Source organism: Ruegeria sp. BHSC026 (genome assembly GCF_059613065.1).
The window spans coordinates 248,801-268,941 of the sequence record NZ_JBXWRV010000004.1 but is presented as its reverse complement, the minus strand read 5'-3'; the positions used below and the strand labels follow the sequence as shown (position 1 = coordinate 268,941).

23 protein-coding genes and 1 tRNA gene are annotated in these 20,141 nt (G+C 59.1%); 9 read left to right on the top strand and 15 right to left on the bottom strand.

Annotated elements, in window-relative coordinates:
- Positions 1-183: 183 nt before the first annotated feature.
- Positions 184-1,509: a DUF6538 domain-containing protein gene (locus AC2FME_RS07605; protein ID WP_496800113.1), complete on the top strand. Its 1,326-nt coding sequence runs from the start codon at positions 184-186 to the stop codon at positions 1,507-1,509.
- Here the strand turns inward: AC2FME_RS07605 and AC2FME_RS07600 are convergent.
- The 6 genes from AC2FME_RS07600 to AC2FME_RS07575 form a co-directional block, all read right to left on the bottom strand.
- Complete coding sequence (locus AC2FME_RS07600) at positions 1,490-1,714, bottom strand: hypothetical protein (RefSeq protein ID WP_496800087.1); 225 nt, start codon at positions 1,712-1,714, stop codon at positions 1,490-1,492. The genes AC2FME_RS07605 and AC2FME_RS07600 overlap by 20 nt on opposite strands.
- A gap of 120 nt (positions 1,715-1,834) precedes the next feature.
- Positions 1,835-2,251, bottom strand: coding sequence for a hypothetical protein (locus AC2FME_RS07595; RefSeq protein WP_496800086.1), 417 nt, complete (start codon positions 2,249-2,251; stop codon positions 1,835-1,837).
- Between the two features lie 80 nt (positions 2,252-2,331).
- Positions 2,332-2,694, bottom strand: coding sequence for a hypothetical protein (locus AC2FME_RS07590; RefSeq protein ID WP_496800085.1), 363 nt, complete (start codon positions 2,692-2,694; stop codon positions 2,332-2,334).
- A 409-nt stretch (positions 2,695-3,103) separates the two neighbouring features.
- On the bottom strand, positions 3,104-4,405 hold the full coding sequence (locus tag AC2FME_RS07585; protein ID WP_496800084.1) for a DNA-primase RepB domain-containing protein: 1,302 nt from the start codon (positions 4,403-4,405) through the stop codon (positions 3,104-3,106).
- 148 nt (positions 4,406-4,553) lie between these two features.
- Positions 4,554-5,765, bottom strand: a complete 1,212-nt coding sequence (locus AC2FME_RS07580) for a MobA/MobL family protein (protein ID WP_496800083.1) — start codon at positions 5,763-5,765, stop codon at positions 4,554-4,556.
- A gap of 90 nt (positions 5,766-5,855) precedes the next feature.
- Positions 5,856-6,167, bottom strand: a complete 312-nt coding sequence (locus tag AC2FME_RS07575; RefSeq protein WP_496800082.1) for a hypothetical protein — start codon at positions 6,165-6,167, stop codon at positions 5,856-5,858.
- A gap of 195 nt (positions 6,168-6,362) precedes the next feature.
- On the opposite strand from AC2FME_RS07575, the gene dcm reads away from it, so the two are divergent.
- Genes dcm through AC2FME_RS07560 form a run of 3 tightly spaced genes read left to right on the top strand, consistent with a single transcriptional unit; the run spans position 6,363 to position 9,185 of the window.
- Positions 6,363-7,424: a DNA (cytosine-5-)-methyltransferase gene (dcm, locus tag AC2FME_RS07570; RefSeq protein ID WP_496800081.1), complete on the top strand. Its 1,062-nt coding sequence runs from the start codon at positions 6,363-6,365 to the stop codon at positions 7,422-7,424.
- 31 nt (positions 7,425-7,455) lie between these two features.
- On the top strand, positions 7,456-7,887 hold the full coding sequence (locus AC2FME_RS07565) for a very short patch repair endonuclease (RefSeq protein WP_496800080.1): 432 nt from the start codon (positions 7,456-7,458) through the stop codon (positions 7,885-7,887).
- Positions 7,872-9,185: an MvaI/BcnI family restriction endonuclease gene (locus tag AC2FME_RS07560; protein WP_496800079.1), complete on the top strand. Its 1,314-nt coding sequence runs from the start codon at positions 7,872-7,874 to the stop codon at positions 9,183-9,185. The genes AC2FME_RS07565 and AC2FME_RS07560 overlap by 16 nt, the downstream gene beginning before the upstream one ends.
- Positions 9,186-9,442: 257 nt before the next feature.
- Here the strand turns inward: AC2FME_RS07560 and AC2FME_RS07555 are convergent.
- From AC2FME_RS07555 to AC2FME_RS07530, 6 genes are all read right to left on the bottom strand, one after another.
- Positions 9,443-9,517: transfer RNA gene (locus AC2FME_RS07555), tRNA-Phe, on the bottom strand.
- A 79-nt stretch (positions 9,518-9,596) separates the two neighbouring features.
- Positions 9,597-9,779, bottom strand: coding sequence for a DNA gyrase inhibitor YacG (locus AC2FME_RS07550; RefSeq protein WP_496800078.1), 183 nt, complete (start codon positions 9,777-9,779; stop codon positions 9,597-9,599).
- Complete coding sequence (locus AC2FME_RS07545; protein WP_496800077.1) at positions 9,776-10,798, bottom strand: ribonuclease E/G; 1,023 nt, start codon at positions 10,796-10,798, stop codon at positions 9,776-9,778. The genes AC2FME_RS07550 and AC2FME_RS07545 overlap by 4 nt, the downstream gene beginning before the upstream one ends.
- Entirely contained in the window at positions 10,795-11,373 is a 579-nt protein-coding gene (locus tag AC2FME_RS07540; protein ID WP_496800076.1) for a Maf family protein, read from the bottom strand. The genes AC2FME_RS07545 and AC2FME_RS07540 overlap by 4 nt, the downstream gene beginning before the upstream one ends.
- 11 nt (positions 11,374-11,384) lie before the next feature.
- Positions 11,385-11,603, bottom strand: a complete 219-nt coding sequence (infA, locus tag AC2FME_RS07535) for a translation initiation factor IF-1 (protein ID WP_005620785.1) — start codon at positions 11,601-11,603, stop codon at positions 11,385-11,387.
- An 88-nt stretch (positions 11,604-11,691) separates the two neighbouring features.
- Entirely contained in the window at positions 11,692-12,567 is an 876-nt protein-coding gene (locus AC2FME_RS07530) for a carbon-nitrogen hydrolase family protein (RefSeq protein WP_496800075.1), read from the bottom strand.
- A 169-nt stretch (positions 12,568-12,736) separates the two neighbouring features.
- Here AC2FME_RS07530 and AC2FME_RS07525 point away from each other — a divergent pair, with 169 nt between their 5' ends.
- Positions 12,737-13,225: a hypothetical protein gene (locus tag AC2FME_RS07525; protein ID WP_496710720.1), complete on the top strand. Its 489-nt coding sequence runs from the start codon at positions 12,737-12,739 to the stop codon at positions 13,223-13,225.
- Here AC2FME_RS07525 and AC2FME_RS07520 read toward each other — a convergent pair.
- A complete protein-coding gene (locus AC2FME_RS07520; protein ID WP_496680417.1) occupies positions 13,222-13,851 on the bottom strand; it encodes a ribonuclease T2 family protein in 630 nt (209 codons plus the stop codon). The genes AC2FME_RS07525 and AC2FME_RS07520 overlap by 4 nt on opposite strands.
- Before the next feature lie 130 nt (positions 13,852-13,981).
- On the opposite strand from AC2FME_RS07520, the gene AC2FME_RS07515 reads away from it, so the two are divergent.
- Entirely contained in the window at positions 13,982-14,743 is a 762-nt protein-coding gene (locus tag AC2FME_RS07515; RefSeq protein WP_496680415.1) for a DUF1013 domain-containing protein, read from the top strand.
- Positions 14,744-14,797: 54 nt separating this feature from the next.
- Positions 14,798-15,187 (top strand): hypothetical protein, encoded by a 390-nt coding sequence (locus AC2FME_RS07510; protein WP_496689224.1) that lies wholly within the window; start codon positions 14,798-14,800, stop codon positions 15,185-15,187.
- Positions 15,188-15,235: 48 nt separating this feature from the next.
- Here AC2FME_RS07510 and AC2FME_RS07505 read toward each other — a convergent pair whose 3' ends face one another.
- A complete protein-coding gene (locus AC2FME_RS07505) occupies positions 15,236-16,267 on the bottom strand; it encodes a permease (RefSeq protein ID WP_496797437.1) in 1,032 nt (343 codons plus the stop codon).
- Positions 16,260-16,568 (bottom strand): ArsR/SmtB family transcription factor, encoded by a 309-nt coding sequence (locus tag AC2FME_RS07500; RefSeq protein WP_496680411.1) that lies wholly within the window; start codon positions 16,566-16,568, stop codon positions 16,260-16,262. Before AC2FME_RS07500 ends, AC2FME_RS07505 begins: the two co-directional genes overlap by 8 nt.
- A 128-nt stretch (positions 16,569-16,696) precedes the next feature.
- Here AC2FME_RS07500 and pdxR point away from each other — a divergent pair, with 128 nt between their 5' ends.
- Together pdxR and xsc are read left to right on the top strand one after the other, a co-directional pair.
- Positions 16,697-18,157: a MocR-like pyridoxine biosynthesis transcription factor PdxR gene (gene pdxR, locus AC2FME_RS07495; protein ID WP_496800074.1), complete on the top strand. Its 1,461-nt coding sequence runs from the start codon at positions 16,697-16,699 to the stop codon at positions 18,155-18,157.
- 124 nt (positions 18,158-18,281) lie between these two features.
- On the top strand, positions 18,282-20,060 hold the full coding sequence (gene xsc, locus AC2FME_RS07490) for a sulfoacetaldehyde acetyltransferase (protein ID WP_496800073.1): 1,779 nt from the start codon (positions 18,282-18,284) through the stop codon (positions 20,058-20,060).
- The last annotated feature ends 81 nt before the right edge of the window (positions 20,061-20,141 follow it).

The following is a 20,141-nucleotide window of genomic DNA, read 5'->3' as shown; positions in this document are numbered from 1 at the left end:
TGTTCTGATTTTGCTTTAAAAAGTGGTGCCCGGGGGCGGAATCACTTTCTTCATCATCCCCCCCCTTTAACCCATTGTTTTTGTGTGATTTATAGAAGCTACGAACAAATGATTGTGTAGCAAAATGCGTAGCAAATTCTGGAGCGCAGCGTGGGTATAGCCGGGAAGAAAACGCCGTCGAATATGAGCCTCAGAAACGGAACTTGGCACCTTCGGATGAGAGTTCCCGCCCGTTACAAATTGGTGGAGCCAAAAACTGAACTTCACCGCACGCTGGGCACCGGCGATTTGGATGAAGCGATTGCCCGTAGAGGGGTCGTCAAGCGGCAGCTATTGGCGGAAATCGACGCCAAGCTCGCAGGGAGAAACCCATCGACAGCAAGCCACTATGAAGCTATCGCCGAACTGGCGACCTCTCGCAATTTTTCTTACCGAACTGCTGAAGAACTACAGACTTCGGGTCCGGCAGCAATCATGGAGCGCGTCCTTGATTTGATAGCCCACAAGGACACCCCTCAATCTGCGGCCGCAACCGCACTCCTGGGGGGAGTCGAGAGACCGAAACTTACGATCACTGAAGTCGCCACCAAAATGGCCGAATGGTATCCGGAAAACGTCAAGAACAAGGCGCCCAAAGCAAAGAAAACCTGGAAAGCACAATGGACAAGACCCGCCTCGAAAGTCGTGGCCCTTTTGGGTTTTGACCCAGTCTTTCAAGAGATTTCGCGGGCTGATGCGGTAGCGTTGAGAGACGCCCTGAAGGATCGCGTTATCGATGAAGATATGCTGGGAAAATCGGCCCAGAAAGAACTCCGACTTCTGAATACTCTTTGGGAAAAATACCACGACCACCTTGGAATCGATGAGCGCGTCATGCCCCCGTCGCCATTCTATAATCTTGGAAAAGGATTTGGGGCACTTGATGACGAAGATGGTAGAAAACTCGAAGTCCCTATAGACATCATTAGAAATCAAATTGTTGCGCCCGGCGCTCTCGATTTTCTGAACGACGAGGCGCGGGACATCACGCTTGCCTTGGTTGAAACCGGAGCACGGCAGTCCGAGATCACCGACATCCCGCCACATTCCATCTTTCTTGATGAACCAATCCCATACATTTGGATCCGCCGGGAAACGGGGGAATGGGCAAGGGAAGTCAAAAACCGGCCCAGCAAGAGAAAAATCCCGCTCGTCGGTGTCGCATTGGAAGCTTTCCAGCGACATCCGGAAGGGTTCCCGCGATATCGCTACAAAGGAACCTATTCCGCAGCCGCGAACAAAGCGCTCCACAGCCACGGAATTTTGCCTGAGCACATAACCATCGGGGGGCTTCGCCATTCCTTCGAAACGCGATTGAAGGCGGCGGGTTTTCCGAACGATACCCGTGCAGAGATGATGGGACACTCAGTCAAGAAGGCGCGGGGGCGTGAGGTGTATGGCGACGAGATGCCTCTTGATGAAAAGCTCGAGGTGCTTCACGCAATCATGTTCACGCCGCAAGTTGCGTAGGTCTTCTTGCAAGGCGCTGAAGAATGCGGGCCTTCACTTCGTCTTGGGCGCGTAGCGAGTTAAGCTCGATCTCGAGGGTTTCGTAGAGGCCGAGATACCTATCGCCATCATCGCGACTGGCAACCATTGTCCCGATGTAGTCGAGCGCTTGCTCGATCTGCTCGATCTTCTTGTTTCTGGGGAGAGCTTCGTAATTTCCTGTCATTCCTGACCTCCGATCTTGGGAGGTCGGGAATTGGGTTCATGTCGGAAAACGCAGAAAATCGGGGGCTGCAGGTTTGAATCCCTACATTTTGAACCCTGCTTCACAGCTGAGAACCCGGACTCAGATCTGCGCCAGCAGCCTTTCGGTCTCCCGGATCGCTGCGAGCTTGTCTTCGAGCTCGCGCTGAGCCGCACGGAACTGGCGCCAGCGCCAGGCCAGGTTGATCAGGTCGATGGCCTTCACATCGAAGATGTGCTCGGTCTCCAAATCTGTCTCCAGGGCACGATCCCCCAGTCCCTCACGGTATCCGTTAATGAACCGGCGGATCTGGTCACCCAGCATCCTGACGCGTTCTTCATCCATTTCCTGAAGCCCGTGGCGTTCTCGTAAACTGTCCAGAAGTCCGAGAACGAAGGGCTTAGTGGCACCTTGCGGCACAAGGCCAATGTCACTCCACTCTTGGGCCAGGAGCCGCCCCTGCGAGATAACGTTGAGCACGAGTTCATGCGTTTCGCGTTCAGTATTTTCATCCACCATTTTGGATCCTCCAAATTGCAGAGCCACCCAACGTGGCTCTTCAAGACGCCGGCAGGGGAGGATGCTGCCAGCGTTTGCGACTACGAGACTCGTGCCAGGTCCGGGTAGTCGTCTAAGCGCACCATCATGTCCATGAGCGCCTCAGACAGAAGGCAAATATCTTCGACGTATGGTGCTGCAGGGTCGAGATCCGCGAAATACGCAGCTTCTGGCCGATTGGAATTGTGCACATGTTCGAGCGAAAGCAACTCGTGCAGCCGCACCAACCGTTGTTTCTGGCCGCGGCTGAGCACTTGAGTGCTACAGACCTCTTCGATGAGCGAGTTGGTCGCATTCAACGCCGGTTTTCCACCGAGGAGGAGTGAGGCGTTCTGGAGAGCTTCAGAGTGAAAGCGCAGAAAGCCCTGTAATTCTTCGTGGGCCGAGAAAGAATAGTCGAACATGGCTGTTCTCCTAATTTTGCCGGACGCCCAATGCGCCCGGCTTCAAGACCCAGGTGGATCGCGAAATCTTCAATCTGCTCATTCTGGGTGTTTCAGAACCCCTCCATCAGGAGAGATACTTTGCTCTGCGCAGGAAGGCTTGACGTTTCCGTTCTCGCCCTCGACGCAAGGGGCGTGAACGGAAACGTCAAGCGCTGCAGGCTTTTTCGTGTTCGTCTCGAGCGCGCCAGGCCATTGCGGCGGACAAGTCGTAGTCTGCCGCCGCTGGCGCGAGGCTGTCCGCGTGTCGCGCCGTGTGTCGAATGCGGCAGCATGTGCCGCTGGGGAGGTGGGTGGGGCTCGATTTTATGCCTGGCTGGGCGCCAGGCGGGCTGGCTACGCCCCTGAGGCGGGCACGCACCTGTCCGCACTATGCGGCGATCAACTCAGGAAGCAAACCTTCGCGCTTCAGCTCGTAGTATTTAGTTCTGCCAATGCCGAGGGCAGTCCACGGCTTTTCGCGCGAAGCGTTGTTCTTTGCCAGATACTCTTCTCGTGTCATTGCGCCTTTCGCTGCACGTCGCCGCCGCTCTGCTTCGGCTTTGCGGCGCTTTCGCTCGTTTTCAGGGATGACTTGTTTCAATCCCAAGTTTCGCGCCATATCTGACGTGACACCCAAACGTTCTGCGATTGTAGCGCCTTTGTAGTGATATCGGCCGTCGCTCAACACCGATGAGCTCCGGTTGAGCGCCGTTTTCTCCGCAGCCTGCCTGGCAATTGCCTGCACTTCGGCCGGCGGCAATCCCGGCGTGGCGGTTTTTGCAGCTTCCCAGATCTTTCTGTCTATGTCCAAGACGTCAGGAAGATGCGTGAAACAAGTCGCAAAGAAGTGCAGCCACGTATTGCGCATGCCAGTGGGAATTGTCCCGCCATGAAAGCAACGAATGATCTCAAGATCATCAAGGATCAGCCTGAAACGCTGCGCCTGAGTGAGCCCGCGCGGCATTGACTTGCCGTTCTCGTTCTTCGCCTCCTTCTGTTTCCTACGTTGTTCGAGATCTGAGCGAGTTGGTCTCCCGCTGGCTGTGAATATCTGATCAGACAAGGCGTCGAATCTGTGCCTTTGTCCGGTGCCGCCGCTGACTCGCACCAGGCCTCCTGATTTTTCGTTGACCGTGCCCGGTAGCCGAAAGACGCGAGAGGCGTCTTTGCATGCTCGGTCAGCACCGAAAGGTGCAGAAAGCTCGATTAGTGCTGTCATCGCCGCTTGCCAACGCTTCAGTGCGGACACGGGCGTTTCTTCGATCAGCCAAATCACTGCGATGCCACGACCTGTATGCAAAAAGATGGAGGGATTCGGCAGGCCGGCGGTCAGAAGTTGCCCGGAGTATGCAGCCTGCACGTCATCTGGGGTTTTGCCCTTCCATCGCGGCGTATTGAAAAAATCGAGGTCCACATAGAGAGCATTCAGCGCTGCCAGCGATTTTCCCTTTCGACCACGCCAGAACCGGTTCAAGGTGACAAAGCTTGTCAGGTCGACAAACAGAGGCATCTGCATGATGAGCGCGTCGTGTTCGAGCGAATGGCTTTCTACCTCGTCGTCACCGAGCTTGCATAGAACCGTTGCGCGCCCGCGGGACTCTTCAGGATGCAGCAACCGAAAATACTCCTCAGCCGTGAGGTCAAGAATCTGGTCAAGCGAAGAAAAGTTACTGGGATCAAAGTGTTTCATCCCAGGGAATTACGTCCGGGACGACATTCACGGAAAATTCCGGGAAAATTGAGTTTGTGGGCTGAGCGCAAGCCCGACTTGAGCCAGTTTTCACGCTATCTGCGTCGAGCCTCGCCGATCGGATTTCTCCCAAGAGTTTAGGGATGATCTACCGACTGCGAGACCCTCGAACTCGAGTGAGTTGCGGTTCGAGAACCGGTTCTGCCTGAGGTCTCCCGCGCGGCGGCTCATATTTTTCGAGGTCAATCTTTTCTGAAAATTCGCAACACTCGCGATACGGGTCATTCCCTCCCTCGCGGGCCCACCTCAGTGCTGCAGTCAACGCAGAGCCAGACTTGAGGCTGTCGAACTGTGTGGCGCCGGCGATGGCAGCTTCTGCTTCTTCGATCGTGTGAGCGCTTTGCAGGTGTTTACTCTCATCCGCAGCCCTTTTCTTTCGCTCCTGCTCCCGTTTGTGTGCGACCTGTGCTGCGGAATGCCTGTCTCTTTCGCGCTCGAGAGCCCTGAGCACGAGCCAAGACTGCCAGACCGCAGCATTGTGGTGTTGGACCGCCGCGCGCCGCCGTCCTGCTATGCTGATGTCGCTTCCGTTCTCTGCAAGACGACGGGACCGCGCTGCCCGGCGCGGACCCTGATGATTTTGGGCAATCAAGCCCTCCGGGGCATCTCCTGCCCTTGCCATGTCTTTGTATGATCGTAGATCGACGCGCGCGGATGATCCAATGCGCCGGAGGGCTGCGTTCGTTCGCTTTTCCCACTCTTGACGGATACGAAAGATCTCGGCCGGGCCAGATTTTTTGTCGTCAAGTATCCGGGTCTTCGCTCCAAATTCACCAGTTTCTGGGGAAACCTTGCGGGTTGTCATCAGGATGTGAGCATGAAAATTCCTGTTGGTCCGAGCTGGATCGAACAATGCCGCCACGTATTCGTCCTGGCTCACTGCCAGCTTGCCAGCTTGATGCAGCTTCTCCTCGCTCGGATCCAAGAAGCGAGGTGCGTGGATATCCGCTTGTATCGCGACTCCGAATTCATCGCGAAGCCATAGACTGAAACCACGAACAAGCCTGATCTGCTCGGCGAGTGGTAACTCAGCTGGCAGAGAAGGGCGCAGTTCCCTTAAGACGCGGGCATTGCCGCGGGTCTCGGCACTTTCCGCAACGCTCCAGAGGTCTTCGGCGGTGCCCTTCCAGTTGATGATCTCGTGAGAAAGTAGTCCACCCGCCTTGTTCGCTCGAAATCGTCGCCCCGACCGCGCGTCCCGGTAGGTAGCGCGCGCGGTATAGGCGGCGGATTTGACTGCGTTTCGGCCGTCGGCGCGGGAGTGGACAACAACTTCGAGTCGGCTTGCAGGGTGTATCATGAAAAGGATATCGGGCCTGCGTCCGAAATCTGCTCCCCAGCCACGCCGGCGAGGCGCGCAGTCAAACTTTAGTTTGCGTAACTGCGCGCATCACCCTTCACGGGTGTGCGGGGGCCGCGCATCGCGCGGCCGGTTGAAACCATCTTGTTGCTCACGGGAGCTGTCGTGAAGCTGGGGAGCCATTTCCTGTTCGACCAGCATCGCAAAAGGAGCAACGACATGGCTGATTTGGACACGCAAATTGAGCAGGCCCGTCAAAGGCTGCGAGACCTTCAAGCCAGGGCACAGAAACAGAAGCGGAAGGATGAAACCCGGAGAAACATCATCTACGGTGCCGCCGCTCTGTCCTTGGTGCGCGACCTTAACCCGGAGAAAAGTGCAGCAACGCTTCAGAGGCTCCATGAGCGAGTTACCAGGAATTGCGATAGAATCTTCCTTGGATTGGAGCCTCTGAAAACGAATAGGCGAGAAGATCAGATGTTAGAAAGCCGACCTGAGAACAAGAACAAAACAAGAATATCTTAGTGACTCATTGGCGATTAGACTGCTATTACTGCCCTGGACTGACCGGATGCACCCAGATATAGTAGGCAAAAAATGGATGAGACCAAGATGGGCCAGGGCTTCACTTTCATTGATCTATTTGCGGGAATCGGTGGCCTACGCCAAGCGATGGAAAGCATTGGCGGGCACTGTGTCTTCACAAGCGAGTGGGACAAGTTCTCAAGACAGACCTACGAAGCAAACTACCGAGACAACCGGCCAATCGCGGGAGATATCCGCGATGTGGACGCCGCCGACATACCGCCGCACAACGTTCTTTGTGCAGGATTCCCCTGCCAACCGTTTTCTCTGGCGGGTGTTTCAAAGAAGAATTCCCTTGGCAGAGAACATGGATTTCGCTGCGAAACGCAGGGCACACTGTTTTTTGACGTTGTGCGCATACTTGAACACCACCGCCCGGAGGCGTTCCTGCTGGAAAATGTCAAAAACCTGAAGAGCCATGACAGAGGTCAGACCTTCGAAATCATCATGGGATCGCTCAGAGAGCTTGGCTACTCGGTTACAGCGGAAGTCATTGACGCACAACATTTTGTTCCCCAGCATCGCCAGCGGATCGTCATTGTTGGCTTTAAGGAAGAAACTGGGTTTACTTTTGATGACCTGAAACTGAAGCCGAAGGGCAGCGTTAAGCTTGCCTCCATCCTCCATCCCCAAGACGGAACCGAGAATCCAGAACCTCCCTATACTGAAGGTCCTGAAGCAAAGGTGAACCCGAAATACACGCTTTCAGATCACCTCTGGGGTTATTTGCAAAACTATGCAGCCAAGCACAAAGCCGCGGGCAACGGATTTGGTTTTGGGCTGGTCGGGCCTGAAGATGTTTCTCGCACTTTGTCCGCTCGATATCACAAGGATGGTTCCGAGATCCTGATTGACCAAGGTCCCACCGTGAACCCTCGAAGGCTCACGCCTCGCGAGTGCGCGCGCCTGATGGGCTATTCGGATAACTTCAGGATACCAGTGTCGGATACGCAGGCCTATCGTCAGTTTGGAAACAGCGTCGCTGTTCCAGTTTTCAAAGAAGTTGCAAGGATCATGGCCCCACATCTCACTCAAGTCATGGACAGTAACCTAAAGGAGGCTGTCTCTGTCTGACGTCCACAATTCCGCTACTCGTAGTCGGAACATGGCTGCGATCCGGAGCAAAAACACGAAGTTGGAACTTATTATTCGCCGCGGTCTCCATGCCCGCGGCTTTCGCTTTCGCCTTCATGACAAAACGCTCCCGGGGACACCTGACATTGTCTTCCGCCGATACGGCGCTCTGATTGATGTAAGGGGATGCTTCTTCCATGGTCATGACTGCGACCTTTTCCGGATTCCACGCACACGACCAGAATTCTGGGAGAGCAAAATATCCTCAAACAGAAAGCGCGACATCAGAACAGTAAGCGAGCTTCAGGATATGGGATGGAGGGTCGCAATTGTATGGGAGTGCGCGCTACGCGGCCCACAGAAATTCACTTCGGAAGCCATTATTGACTCCCTTTCCCAATGGCTGTCTTCTGACGAAAAGTTGTTTGAAATCAGAGGCGTCGTCTCATGTTCACCTCCCTGAGAGATCTAATTCGCGCAATGCAAGACGTCGGCGCGAACCGATTTTATGCGAAACGCCTTGCTCCCAACGACAACTCAAAAAACCAGATATACCTCGGTGGAGGCTTTGATGCTCTCAACATCATCCCCCATGGCGACATTGAAACAGATTTTTCTCAGAAGGCAGGATCTGTTCGACGGCGCGACAAGGCGCCAGTAGAATTCTATTGGATGGATAGCCAGGGGACCGCGAGAGCGCCCCATGCTCAACTGATTCTCTACCCGAAATATCCAGAAGTCAGGATGTCGGGTATCTTGAAGAACGCTCAACGTGCACCAAGGGGCCTCATGAATTCCCGCGATGAAGGGAGAGTGATGTTCTTCGGGGTTTCTCCTGATGGGCGGGTATTCGGTTATGTGGGCGCCTTTGACGCTGACATAGTCGCCGAGTTTGATGCTCAGGGTGAGTTCCCTTCGGAAGGTGTGTTCTCGAATATTACGCGGATGGCTACTACAGCCAGCCGCAATCCTCGTGAGATTCTTCTGGAAACACTAAGGGATATTCACAAAAAGGGTTGGATTCCCGGACAGCGAATGCACTCCGATGGGGTAGTCAGAGCGTATTCTGCACAGAATGGTGGTGGATACACACTCGAAGCCGAACTGGGGATTATCCCGAATGGGATCGCAGAACCTGATTTTTTGGGATGGGAGATCAAGCAGTATGCTGTCCGAGACTTTATTAGATTTCGGGCGACCTCTCCAGTTACATTGATGACTCCTGAGCCTACTTCAGGCGTGTATGCCGAAAATTTCCCATTGTTTATTAATGACTTCGGCTACAACGACACCAAAGGCCGGCCGGGACGTAGAAACTTTGGCGGAATATACAGGTGCGGAGCCAAAGCGCATCCGCGCACTTTAGTTCGGATGATCGTTGAGGGATACGACCAAAAGAAAGGCAAGATCGACGACTTGGGTGGAAGCATCTTATTGGTGGCCCCCGATGATCGAGTTGCCGCAGGGTGGGAGTTCAAGAATCTACTTAACCACTGGAACCGAAAACATGCTCAGGCAGCCTACCTCCCTTCCCTGTCGTCCGGTAGCCCGAAGAAATATCACTACGGTAACTTAGTTAAGCTCGGCCAAGGGACCGACTTCTTTAGGTTCATGCGGCTCATCAGCCAAGGCGGTGTCTATCTTGATCCCGCTGTGAAGGTAGAGAATGGCAAACAGAAGAAGAGAAATCAATTTCGAGTGAACCACGCCGATCTCCCCAGTCTCTATCAAACCTTCGAGACATTGCAGCTTGTGCCGTAGTTCCGCCGGGGCTCCGCTCAGCAGGTCTTGACTCCAACCGCATCAGCAGAATGAAACAGGAACGGTCTCTACATCTACACGGCCCAGATCAAGGGGCTGGGTCATGGGTCACTCCCAGCCAGATCTCACGCCGAATGTGGAGCATCTTGTGTAGCAAAATGCGTAGCAAACGCTCAGGGGAATTCACTGGAAAGCGAAAAAGGTCCAAGTTTTCCACACAAAAACAATCGATTAAACGATTTCTGTCTTGAGGAAAGTGGTGCCCGGGGGCGGAATCGAACCACCGACACGAGGATTTTCAATCCACTGCTCTACCCCTGAGCTACCCGGGCACGGGAACGGCATTTGCCGTTGGGTGCAGGCCTTCTATGACTTGCCAAACGCGGTGTCCAGAGGCTTTTTCAGATTTTTTCAGTGCGGGCGATCCTTAATTTCGACACCATCCTGAATCTCACCATCAAGGTCTTCCTCGCGCTGCGACGGAACCGCATAGGAGCCGTTCAGCCACTTGGCCAGATCAATGTCCGCGCAGCGTTTCGAACAAAATGGACGAAACCGTTGGACCGTATCTTCTCCGCAAATCGGACAGCTCATTTCAGGACCTCCGACAATGGAATGCGGCCACGTTTGCGCTGCAACTCGAAATGCCCCAGCGGTGTCCAGCCGGCAAGAACGGTTTCTTCGCTGTCTGCCCTAAAGGCAGCGCGGAGTGCGGATTCGAATCCGCGCCGGTCTTTCTTGGGCATCGGCGCAAGGTCCAGCGTGATCTGCCCGCCCAGCCCCCGCACGCGCAGGGCACGCGGCAGTTCCTTGGCGCAGGCGAAATTGGCCTTTGTTCCCGCCGCCAGCGAGCTATCCGAACCGGTGTTCACGTCCACGGCCACCAACGCCCGGGTGGGCTCGATATACATATGCGCCCCACCCATCAAGGGATGGGATGCGCCGCGTGCGGTGTCCAAAGCCTCGAGTACGCCATGGTCCGCGAACCCGCCCGCCTGGGTCGAGACCTCGGCCGGCTCCACCCATTCGCGCCAAGCGAGGACATGCGGTCCGTCGCCCTCAGACAGCGTTTCCAACGCGATTCCGGTGTCGTTCACGACCTGCTCGGCCAGCGCTCGCATGGCGGCGATGTCTTCAGCGATTTCATCGGCATCCGCGCCTTGGCAACCGGAGCGCAGGATCAGACCGAAGGGGCTGCCGTCCATCTGCTCATGCGCGATCACCAGCAGCCGGTCGCGCTCCTCGTCATCGCGGATCGAGCGGGAGATGTTCAGCCCGGGTGCATCCGGCGTGACGATGGCATAGCGGCTTTTGAACAGGATCCGGTTTGTCACCGGCAGGGCCTTGCCCGGCTCGGCATAACCCGTGACCTGCACCAGCAGCATTTCGCCCGGCGCCAACCCTTTGACCTGCCGAAGGAAAGCCGGACCATCCGGGGTGCTCAGGAACATTCCGCCCTGCCCCTTGACTGGCCGCTCGGCCCGGGCCCGATAGATAGTCCCAGGGGCAGGCGCATCGGCGGCGATCAGGAAATCATCCAGTTTGCCATCCACCATCAACGCGGCGGCTTCGCGGCCCTGAATGTGATCCAGGATGATCGTTCGACCTTTCATGATGCCTCGCGATACAGAGGGTAGCCGATGCCTTGCAACAGCCCGGCGGTTTCCGCCAGGGGCAGCCCGACGATCCCGGTGAACGAACCCGAGATCCATGGAATGAACGCACCCGCGGGACCCTGAATGGCATAGCCACCCGCCTTGCCCTGCCAATCGCCGGTGGCGAGATAGGCGTTGATTTCCACGTCCGAAAGACGCTTGACCTTGACTTGGCTGACAACGTCGCGTTGCAGCACCCGATCACCGCGACGCACCGCGACCGAGGTGATCACTCGGTGGCGACGTCCCGACAGGGCAAGCAGGAACTCGGCGGCCTGGCCGGCATCTTCGGGCTTGCCCAGTATGCGTCGGCCCAGCGCAACCGTCGTGTCGGCGCACAAGACGATATCGTCCGGGTTCGCCTGCACGGCATGCACCTTCTCGCGGGCAATACGCGCGCAATACCGCAAGGGCAATTCCCCCTTGCGCGGCGTCTCGTCGATGTCGGGGGCATCAATCGTATCGGGCTGCAAGCCAAGCTGCGCCAGCAGGTCCAGCCGTCTGGGGCTGCCCGATCCCAGGATGAACGCCATTGCGGCAGGCGTTACTTGAAGCGGTAGTTGATCCGACCCTTGGTCAGATCATAGGGGGTCATCTCGACCTGAACACGGTCGCCGGCCAGAACGCGGATGCGATTCTTGCGCATCTTGCCTGCCGTATGTGCGATGATTTCATGGCCGTTTTCCAGCTCGACCCGAAACGTCGCATTGGGCAGGAGTTCCTTCACGACACCGGGAAATTCGAGCGTATCTTCCTTGGCCATGTTGTCTCCATTGTTGCGTTTTCCCGCGGAATCCGCAGATGTGCGCTTAAATGGTCCCCTTTTGCCAATTTTTCAAGGGCGGAATCGCCTAAAGGCGCGACAATGTGACCGATTGGACGCGGGGATCCTGTTCCGACCAGTGTGACCGGTTCAGAACCCCGCCATCAGCCCGCACATGGGCGATCGCGTCCAGATCGACCTCGGCATAGGTCCAGCCCGGCTGGTTCAGAGCGCCTTCCGCCAGAACGCCGGTCTCGGGGAAACCCACGTCGGGAGGGCCGAACACACCGCCCATGCCGGTGTTCTTGTCGACCGCCTCAGACCAGTCATTGTCGCCGACCAGCGAGGCCATCGCGGTCACACATTGGTTTTCCAACGCCCGCGCCATCGCACCGATGCGAACGCGCCAATAGCCCGACAGGGCCTCGGTGCAGGACGGAACAAGGATAAGGTCCGCCTCGGACAGGGCGCGGCCGAGTAGAGGAAACTCGCTGTCATAGCAGATCAGAATGCCGATCTTGCCCAACGCCGTGTCGAACAGTTTCAGCGGCCCTCCCGGCGCGATTTTCCAAGGGGTGCGCTCGAACCGGGTCATGATCTGCTTGTCCTGGTGGTCGTGGCCACCGGCGGGCGAGTAGAACGCGGCCCGGTTCACGGGGCGGCCCTGCCCTGCATTCACCGGTGCGGACGCGCCCAGAATGTACGCATTGTACTCGACAGCAAGGCGCCGGTGCAGGGTGTGGACTTCCTCCATCCGGTCGGAAACGGCCTGGATCGAGCGCTCCAGGTCGCCGGCCACCTCAGCACCATCCAGAGTTGACAGCTCCATTGCACCGTATTCCGGGAACACCAGCAACTGCGCGCCCTGCCCCGCGGCCTGCGCAACCCAGTCGGCCAGCTTGTCTTCATACTGCGCCCAACTATCCAGCCAGCTGAGAGGGTATGCGGCGGTGGCAAGTTTCATCCTGCGGGTCCTGTCCAACGAATTCGCACGAACTCTATGGGCGGGATTGCCGGGTGTACAGGTCCTTCGGCAGGGCGAAAGGTCCCGGATCGAGTCGCGATCCGATTGAAATCTGACGATACTTCTCTAACCTGCGGGTCTGAACCCTGTTTGCCCGGAGATTCCGACCATGACCCGCGTCATCGCGCTCGTTCTTGCCGCCTTCACCGCCACCTCCGCTTGGTCACAGCAGTTGATAGACAAGGGGTTCGTCGAAGGCTGGAACATCATGATGGATCCCAATCTGGGTAACGGCTGCCTGATCCAAACGGTGTATCAGGACCTGTCGGTGGTGCGTCTGGGCTATGACGCGCTGGACAATCGGGGCTATTTCACCGTTTTCCACAAGGGTTGGGGCGACATCGAGCCCGGCAAATCCTATCCGATTCGGTTCGAGTTGGATGGCAAGAGCTTTGACGCCACCGCCATCGGCTTCAAGCAGGATCGTGTGCCCGGTGCGACCGTTTTCTTCACCGACCGGAACTTTGTTACCGCCATCGCCCGGAACAAGACGATGACGGTCTACAATCCGGCAGGCGAGCGGGTTTTGGCGATCGACCTGAAAGGCACCGCCAAGGCACTGGACTATGCCCGCGACTGCCAGAACAAGAAGCTCTAGCGAATCGGATCGAACACCGCGTCCGAGGCGGTACAGTCCCGGATCACGTCCCGCCCGCAGGGCACCGGGTCCAGTTCGCGCGACAGGCAGATTCGTACTTCTTCGATGTATCCGCTGTTGCAGGTGACGGTGATCATGTCGGGTTCCAGCCCCGGGTTGGCTTTGACAAAGGCCTCCTCGACCACGCGCGCCGGCAGTTTGACCGGCTTGTCCAGCTTGCGGAACACCGCGGGGCGGTTGATGCGCTCATAGGCCTGCCGCGACAGCGCGTAATAATCTGCCGCGGACAGGCCCGAACAGGTGCCGTGTTTCTTCCACTGATGCCAGGCAAGGCCGGAACTGCCCTGAATATCCTGCATTTCACGGGTCTTCCCGCGAGAGGGCGGCGCTTTGGGCGTGGGGCAATACGACGGCCAGCCTTGGTGATATTGCGGCCACAGCCCGTGCAGGATCCAGCCGTGATCGTGGCGCGCATCGCATTGGTCGGACCCGCGCGCGTCACCCTCGCGGGCGCACCAGTTGGGCGACCAACTCAGCGACAACACGTAATAGTCGAATTCCCCTGCCTTCTCGCCCTCGGCTAGCGCGGCCACCGCACTGAACGCCCACAGAACCACCCAACGCATTCGCCTCTTCCCTTCCGGCTTTTGCGCGACTATATACGCCCCGAGTTCCCCGACAACGGAAACCTGCCCCAAGACCTCGGGGCCGCCGAATTCCGGCGACGGGACAGATGTATTCAAAGGAGACGGGCTCATGGCAAAACCCCTGATGGCCAAGGCGACCGCCGTGTGGCTGGTGGACAATACCACGATCAGCTTCAAGCAGATCGCGGATTTCGTGGGCATGCACGAGCTGGAAATTCAGGGCATCGCCGATGGCGATGTGGCCGCCGGCGTCAAAGGGTTCGACCCGATCGCCAACAACCAGCTGACTCAGGACGAGATCGACAAGGCCGAGAAGGATCCGCTGCACAAGCTGAAGCTAAAGTTCAACCCGGCCGCAGCCGGCGAGGAAAAACGCCGCGGGCCTCGCTACACCCCGCTGTCCAAGCGGCAGGACCGTCCCAACGCGATCCTGTGGCTGGTCAAGTTCCACCCCGAACTTTCCGACGGCCAGATCTCGAAACTGGTCGGCACCACCAAGCCGACGATCCAGTCGATCCGCGAGCGCACCCACTGGAACATCGCCAACATGCAGCCGATCGATCCGGTGGCTCTGGGCCTGTGCAAACAGTCCGAACTGGATGCAGCCGTTCAGAAGGCCGCTGCGAAGAAGGCCGCCGAAGGTGGCGTGATGAGCGATGACGAGCGCCGCAAGCTGGTCTCGACCGAACAGTCGCTGGAGATGGACGCCGCGCCCAAGATCCCCACGGCAATCGAGGGGCTGGAAACCTTCTCGTTGTCCGATGACGACGAAGAAGAAAAGGACGCGGAACCGATCGTCGATGCCGACAGCTTCTTCAACCTGCCCAAGGGCGGTGCCGAAGAAGACGATGAGGATGACCATCGCAACTAATCAGATTTGGGCCCCGACCGCGCAGGTACGGGGCCTTTTTCATCGGAACGGATTATGCTGAACATACTGTCCAAAGTCGTCGGGCCGCACCGGGCGGTCTCGATCTACGCATTCATGAAAACCAAGGGACTGGTCATTCTCGGTGGCGTCAGCGTCATCGGAGTGGCGGCGGCCCTGCTGTTGCTGAGCGGTGATGGCAGGCATGAACACGAGGCCTTCCTGACCGTGCCGGTCCTGTCGGCGACGCCGATCAACGGTGACCTGAAGAACGGGGTGATTGCTTCGGTGCGCCTGCCGGATGGGTCTGCCGCTTCGATCACGGCGACCGAGGCCCCGATCGCGCAGACCGTCGGCACGACCGCCTGCATTGAAAAGCGCGTCTACATGGATAGCGGCGAACCGCGATACCGGTTCAAGCTGCCGAAATATTGCGCGGGCAGTTGATCGGCCGGCGGGCTACGCCACCCGGACCGTCGCCGGGTGGCATGCGTTTCACAGCATCTGGAACAGGAAACCTGCCGCGATCGCGCCGCTGATGCCAAGGCCCAGGTAGGCCGCAAAGACACGTGCTTTGACCAGCGACCACACCGCAGCCATGGCCGGGATCGAGCTGACCGCGCCCGCGATCATGAACGACATGGCCGCGCCGGCGCTCATCCCCTGTTCCATCAGCCCGGCCAGCAGCGGCGGCGCGACATACGAGTTCAGATAGGCGGGCATGCCCACGAAGGCCGCGATCACGATCGGAACCACGCCCTCGCCCCCGACCGCGCGCGCGATCAGGTCCGCCGGAACATAGCTGACCAGCAGCGCCTCGAGCACATAGGCAAAGGCCATCCATTTCAGAAGGAACAGGGCATTCTGCACGAATTCGGCCCGGAACCGGGCGCGGCGCTCGGGCACCTGCCAGAACTTCCACACGGGCTTCTCGTTTTGCTTCGGGGCGCAGCCACAGCATCCGGCCGGCTCGTACCGGCGCAACGGCCGGGCGAACGCCCCGCGACGCATCAGAAAGCGCACGGCAAAGCCTCCGAACAGGCCCAGGGCCACCGCGGCCGCGGCCTTGCCTATGGCAAAGGGCCAGCCCAGCGCACCGGCGGTGATCAGCAGGGTCGGCGGGTCGATCAGAGGCGAGCTGAGCCAGAACGCCATCACCGCCGACAACGGCGCGCCAAGGGCCAGCAGGCCGGCGATGAACGGAATTACCTCGCAGGAACAGAACGGCGCCAGCCCGCCGAACAGGGCGGCCAGAAAGATCATCCGGGCTTCGCGCCCCTCAAAGGCGCGGGCCACCATCGTTTCCGCTCCCGTGGCCTTGAGATACGAAAGCAACAGAACCGCAAACAGGATGTACTGACCGGTATGCGCCAGCGCCCTTCCCGCGAAGCTGACGACAGCGACCCAATTGCCCGGGTCCAGCACGGCAACCAAGGCAAGGATCGCCACAATCGGCGCCCAAGGGGTCTTGAGATAGTCGGTCAGGCGCTTGCCAGCCGCCTTTGGGGTCTGCGTCAACTCAGCCATCGTTGGCGGCCTTTCCTTGCTGGTCCGCGCAGCATTCGCTGAGAATGAACTGCGCGAGGTTCTTCAGTTCGTGGAAACAGGCCCGGTTGATCGTGCTGCGCCCCACTTTTTCCTGTTCGACCACGCCGCCGGCGGCCAGAAACCGCAGGTGATGGGCCAGGGTCGACGGGGCGATGCCGGTCCGGCTCTGGATTTCTCCGACGCTCAGCCCGTCTTCGCCGGCGCGCACCAAGGTCTTGAGCACCTGCAATCGGGCTTCGGACCCCATGGCCGAAAACCCTGCTGCCGCTTTTTCCCACATGCTCTACCCTCCATTAAACTAAATTTCTAGTTTTATAGAATTATTATCAGAGACATGTCAATGCCGGAAGAGGGTGATCAAGGATAAGTCCAGATTGCCCGCACCTTAGGTCCACCCTATAACGAGGTATGGGGATTTCAGTTGACACCTTCTTTCTGAAGCCGGACGGGCAAGGCACGCTGCAGGCGCAGATCCAGCAGATGATCGCCGAGGGCATCCTGTCGGGGCGATTTCACGTGGGCGAAAAGCTGCCCTCGTCACGCAAGCTGGCCGCACATCTGGGCGTCAGCCGCATCACCGTGACGCTGGCCTATACCGAGCTGCTGGCGAATGACTATCTGACGGCCAGGGGGCGATCGGGCTATTATGTGTCCGAGAACGCGCCGGTTCCGCCGAAATACACGCCGGTCCAGCGCGGCGCCGAGACTGTCGACTGGGACAGGGCGCTGGCCCGCCGGTTTTCGGACGGCGACGTTCTGACCAAACCGCAGGACTGGCGGGACTACCGCTATCCGTTCATCTACGGTCAGCCCGACCGCACCCTGTTCGACCATGCCAACTGGCGGCTGTGCGCGGTGCGAGCACTGGGGCACAAGGATTTCGACTCACTGACCGGCGACTATGTGGATCAGGACGACCCGCTGCTGGTCGAATTCATCGCCCGCCACACGCTGCCCCGCCGTGGCATCGCGGCCCGGCCCGAGGAAATCCTGATCACGCTGGGCGCGCAGAACGCGCTGTGGCTGACCTCGCGCATCCTTCTGGGACACGGGCGCAAGGCAGCGATCGAAGATCCCAGCTATTACGCGCTGCATGAATTGCTGCGCTGCTCGGATGCCACCATGGCGGCGCTGCGCGTCGATCAGGACGGGCTGCCGCCCGACGCCATCCCCGATGACACCGATGTCATCTACACCACGCCCAGCCACCAATGCCCCACCACGGCGACCATGCCCGTGGCGCGGCGCCACGACCTGCTGGAACGCGCCCGCGCGCTGGACGCAATGATCGTCGAAGACGACTATGAATTCGAGATGGCCTTTCTGGGCGCCCCCTCCCCGGCGCTCAAGTCCTTGGACAAGGACGGCCGCGTGATCTATGTCGGCAGTTTCTCCAAATCGCTGTTTCCGGGTCTGCGGCTGGGCTACATGGTCGGGTCCGAGGCCTTCATCCGCGAGGCGCGCGCCCTTCGGTCGCTGGTGTTCCGGCATCCGCCGGGCCACATCCAGCGCACCGCGGCCTATTTCCTGTCGCTGGGGCACTATGACGCCCAGATCCGCCGCATGTCCAAAGCCCTGTTGCACCGCCGGCAGACCATGGAAGAGGCCATCCAGCGGCACGGGCTGACCGTCGCCGGACGCGGGGTGTTCGGCGGTTCGTCGATGTGGATGCGGGCCCCCGACCATGTCGATACCGCCGAACTGGCGCGGCAGTTGCAGAAACAGGGTGTTCACATCGAACCGGGCGCGCCGTTTTTTTCCGGCCCGAACCGTCCACGCAACTTCTACAGGCTGGGCTATTCCTCGATTTCGTCCGACCGCATTCCCGACGGGATCGCCAGGATCGCCGGGGCGATTCAGGCAACCTGACCGCCCTCTGGACCTAAGCCGACTTCCCGACTGGCCCTAACCCGGTGGCCGGCATTGCGCCAAAACCTATGGCGACCCAGGCGGCCCGCCTGCCTGTTTTCACCCCTGTTCGGAGATCGCCCAGATGAAAATGACCACGGAAGAGGCCTTTGTAAAAACGCTGCAAATGCACGGGATCGAACATGCGTTCGGGATCATCGGTTCGGCCATGATGCCGATCTCGGACCTGTTCCCCAAGTCCGGAATCATGTTCTGGGACTGCGCTCACGAAGGATCGGCTGGCATGATGGCCGACGGCTACACCCGCGCCACCGGAAAGATGTCGATGATGATCGCCCAGAACGGCCCCGGCATCACCAACTTCGTCACTGCCGTCAAAACCGCCTACTGGAACCACACACCGCTGCTGCTGGTCACGCCGCAGGCCGCGAACAAGACCATCGGTCAGGGTGGCTTTCAGGAAGTCGAGCAGATGAAACTGTTCGAGGACATGGTCGCCTATCAGGAAGAGGTCCGCGACCCGTCGCGCGTGGCCGAGGTGCTGAACCGGGTCATCATGAAGGCCAAGCGCGCCAGCGCCCCGGCCCAGATCAACATCCCACGTGATTTCTGGACCCAGGTGATCGACATCGAACTGCCCGCCATCGTCGAGTTCGAGCGCCCCTCGGGCGGTGAAACCGCCGTGGCCCAGGCGGCCGAGCTGCTGTCGAAGGCGAAGAACCCCGTTATCCTGAACGGTGCCGGCGTGGTTCTGTCCAAGGGCGGGATCGAAGCCTCGAAGGCGCTGGCCGAGCGTCTGGATGCCCCGGTCTGCGTCGGCTACCAGCACAACGACGCCTTCCCCGGCAGCCACCCGCTGTTCGCCGGTCCGCTGGGCTACAACGGGTCCAAGGCTGCAATGGAGCTGATCAAGGAGGCCGACGTTGTGCTGTGCCTCGGCACCCGCCTGAACCCGTTCTCGACCCTGCCGGGCTATGGCATGGAATACTGGCCAGCCGACGCCAAGATCATCCAAGTTGACATCAACCCCGACCGAATCGGCCTAACCAAGACGGTCACCGTGGGCATCGTGGGTGACGCGGCCAAGGTGGCGACCGGCATCCTGAACCAGCTGAGCGACACCGCGGGCGACGAAGGTCGCGCCGAACGCAAGGCGAAGATCGCCGAAAAGAAATCGCGCTGGGCCCAGCAGCTGACCAGCATGGACCACGAGGACGACGACCCGGGCACCACCTGGAACGAGCGCGCCCGTGCCGCCAAGCCCGACTGGATGAGCCCCCGCATGGCCTGGCGCGCCATTCAGGCCGCCCTGCCGAAAGAGGCCATCATCAGCTCGGACATTGGCAACAACTGCGCCATCGGCAACGCCTATCCGTCCTTCGAGGCGGGCCGCAAATACCTCGCGCCGGGCCTGTTCGGCCCCTGCGGATATGGCCTGCCGGCCATCGTCGGCGCCAAGATCGGCTGCCCGGACGTGCCGGTCGTGGGCTTTGCCGGTGACGGCGCATTCGGCATCGCGGTGAACGAACTGACCGCGATCGGCCGCGAGGAATGGCCCGCCATCACCCAAATCGTTTTCCGCAACTACCAGTGGGGCGCCGAAAAGCGGAACTCGACCCTGTGGTTCGACGACAATTTCGTCGGCACCGAACTGGACACCAAGGTCTCGTATGCCGGCATCGCGCAGGCCTGCGGCCTGAAGGGCGTGGTGGCCCGCACCATGGATGAACTGACCGCAGCCTTGGCACAAGCGATAGAAGATCAGAAAAACGGCATCACCACCCTGATCGAAGCCTTGATCAACCAGGAACTGGGCGAACCGTTCCGCCGCGATGCGATGAAAAAGCCGGTGGCGGTGGCCGGCATCAGCCGCGACGACATGCGGCCGCAGACCGGCGCCTGACGCGACCGGGCGCCTGAAACCCGATCATCGCCCGGGCCACGGGCGGTGATCCGCACGTCGACGCACCGGCCTGAACGGCGC

Excerpts from the sequence above, each read along its gene's own strand:
- AC2FME_RS07565 (WP_496800080.1), top strand. The coding sequence starts at position 7,456 with ATGGCTGCGATCCGGAGCAAAAACACGAAGTTGGAACTTATTATTCGC.
- AC2FME_RS07580 (WP_496800083.1), bottom strand. The coding sequence starts at position 5,765 with ATGATACACCCTGCAAGCCGACTCGAAGTTGTTGTCCACTCCCGCGCC.
- AC2FME_RS07530 (WP_496800075.1), bottom strand. The coding sequence starts at position 12,567 with ATGAAACTTGCCACCGCCGCATACCCTCTCAGCTGGCTGGATAGTTGG.
- AC2FME_RS07525 (WP_496710720.1), top strand. The coding sequence starts at position 12,737 with ATGACCCGCGTCATCGCGCTCGTTCTTGCCGCCTTCACCGCCACCTCC.
- AC2FME_RS07575 (WP_496800082.1), bottom strand. The coding sequence starts at position 6,167 with ATGGAGCCTCTGAAGCGTTGCTGCACTTTTCTCCGGGTTAAGGTCGCG.
- AC2FME_RS07520 (WP_496680417.1), bottom strand. The coding sequence starts at position 13,851 with ATGCGTTGGGTGGTTCTGTGGGCGTTCAGTGCGGTGGCCGCGCTAGCC.
- AC2FME_RS07540 (WP_496800076.1), bottom strand. The coding sequence starts at position 11,373 with ATGGCGTTCATCCTGGGATCGGGCAGCCCCAGACGGCTGGACCTGCTG.
- infA (WP_005620785.1), bottom strand. The coding sequence starts at position 11,603 with ATGGCCAAGGAAGATACGCTCGAATTTCCCGGTGTCGTGAAGGAACTC.
- AC2FME_RS07515 (WP_496680415.1), top strand. The coding sequence starts at position 13,982 with ATGGCAAAACCCCTGATGGCCAAGGCGACCGCCGTGTGGCTGGTGGAC.
- AC2FME_RS07590 (WP_496800085.1), bottom strand. The coding sequence starts at position 2,694 with ATGTTCGACTATTCTTTCTCGGCCCACGAAGAATTACAGGGCTTTCTG.
- AC2FME_RS07500 (WP_496680411.1), bottom strand. The coding sequence starts at position 16,568 with ATGTGGGAAAAAGCGGCAGCAGGGTTTTCGGCCATGGGGTCCGAAGCC.
- pdxR (WP_496800074.1), top strand. The coding sequence starts at position 16,697 with ATGGGGATTTCAGTTGACACCTTCTTTCTGAAGCCGGACGGGCAAGGC.
- AC2FME_RS07585 (WP_496800084.1), bottom strand. The coding sequence starts at position 4,405 with ATGAAACACTTTGATCCCAGTAACTTTTCTTCGCTTGACCAGATTCTT.
- AC2FME_RS07550 (WP_496800078.1), bottom strand. The coding sequence starts at position 9,779 with ATGAGCTGTCCGATTTGCGGAGAAGATACGGTCCAACGGTTTCGTCCA.
- AC2FME_RS07595 (WP_496800086.1), bottom strand. The coding sequence starts at position 2,251 with ATGGTGGATGAAAATACTGAACGCGAAACGCATGAACTCGTGCTCAAC.
- AC2FME_RS07545 (WP_496800077.1), bottom strand. The coding sequence starts at position 10,798 with ATGAAAGGTCGAACGATCATCCTGGATCACATTCAGGGCCGCGAAGCC.
- AC2FME_RS07600 (WP_496800087.1), bottom strand. The coding sequence starts at position 1,714 with ATGACAGGAAATTACGAAGCTCTCCCCAGAAACAAGAAGATCGAGCAG.
- AC2FME_RS07605 (WP_496800113.1), top strand. The coding sequence starts at position 184 with ATGAGCCTCAGAAACGGAACTTGGCACCTTCGGATGAGAGTTCCCGCC.
- xsc (WP_496800073.1), top strand. The coding sequence starts at position 18,282 with ATGAAAATGACCACGGAAGAGGCCTTTGTAAAAACGCTGCAAATGCAC.
- dcm (WP_496800081.1), top strand. The coding sequence starts at position 6,363 with ATGGATGAGACCAAGATGGGCCAGGGCTTCACTTTCATTGATCTATTT.
- AC2FME_RS07505 (WP_496797437.1), bottom strand. The coding sequence starts at position 16,267 with ATGGCTGAGTTGACGCAGACCCCAAAGGCGGCTGGCAAGCGCCTGACC.
- AC2FME_RS07510 (WP_496689224.1), top strand. The coding sequence starts at position 14,798 with ATGCTGAACATACTGTCCAAAGTCGTCGGGCCGCACCGGGCGGTCTCG.
- AC2FME_RS07560 (WP_496800079.1), top strand. The coding sequence starts at position 7,872 with ATGTTCACCTCCCTGAGAGATCTAATTCGCGCAATGCAAGACGTCGGC.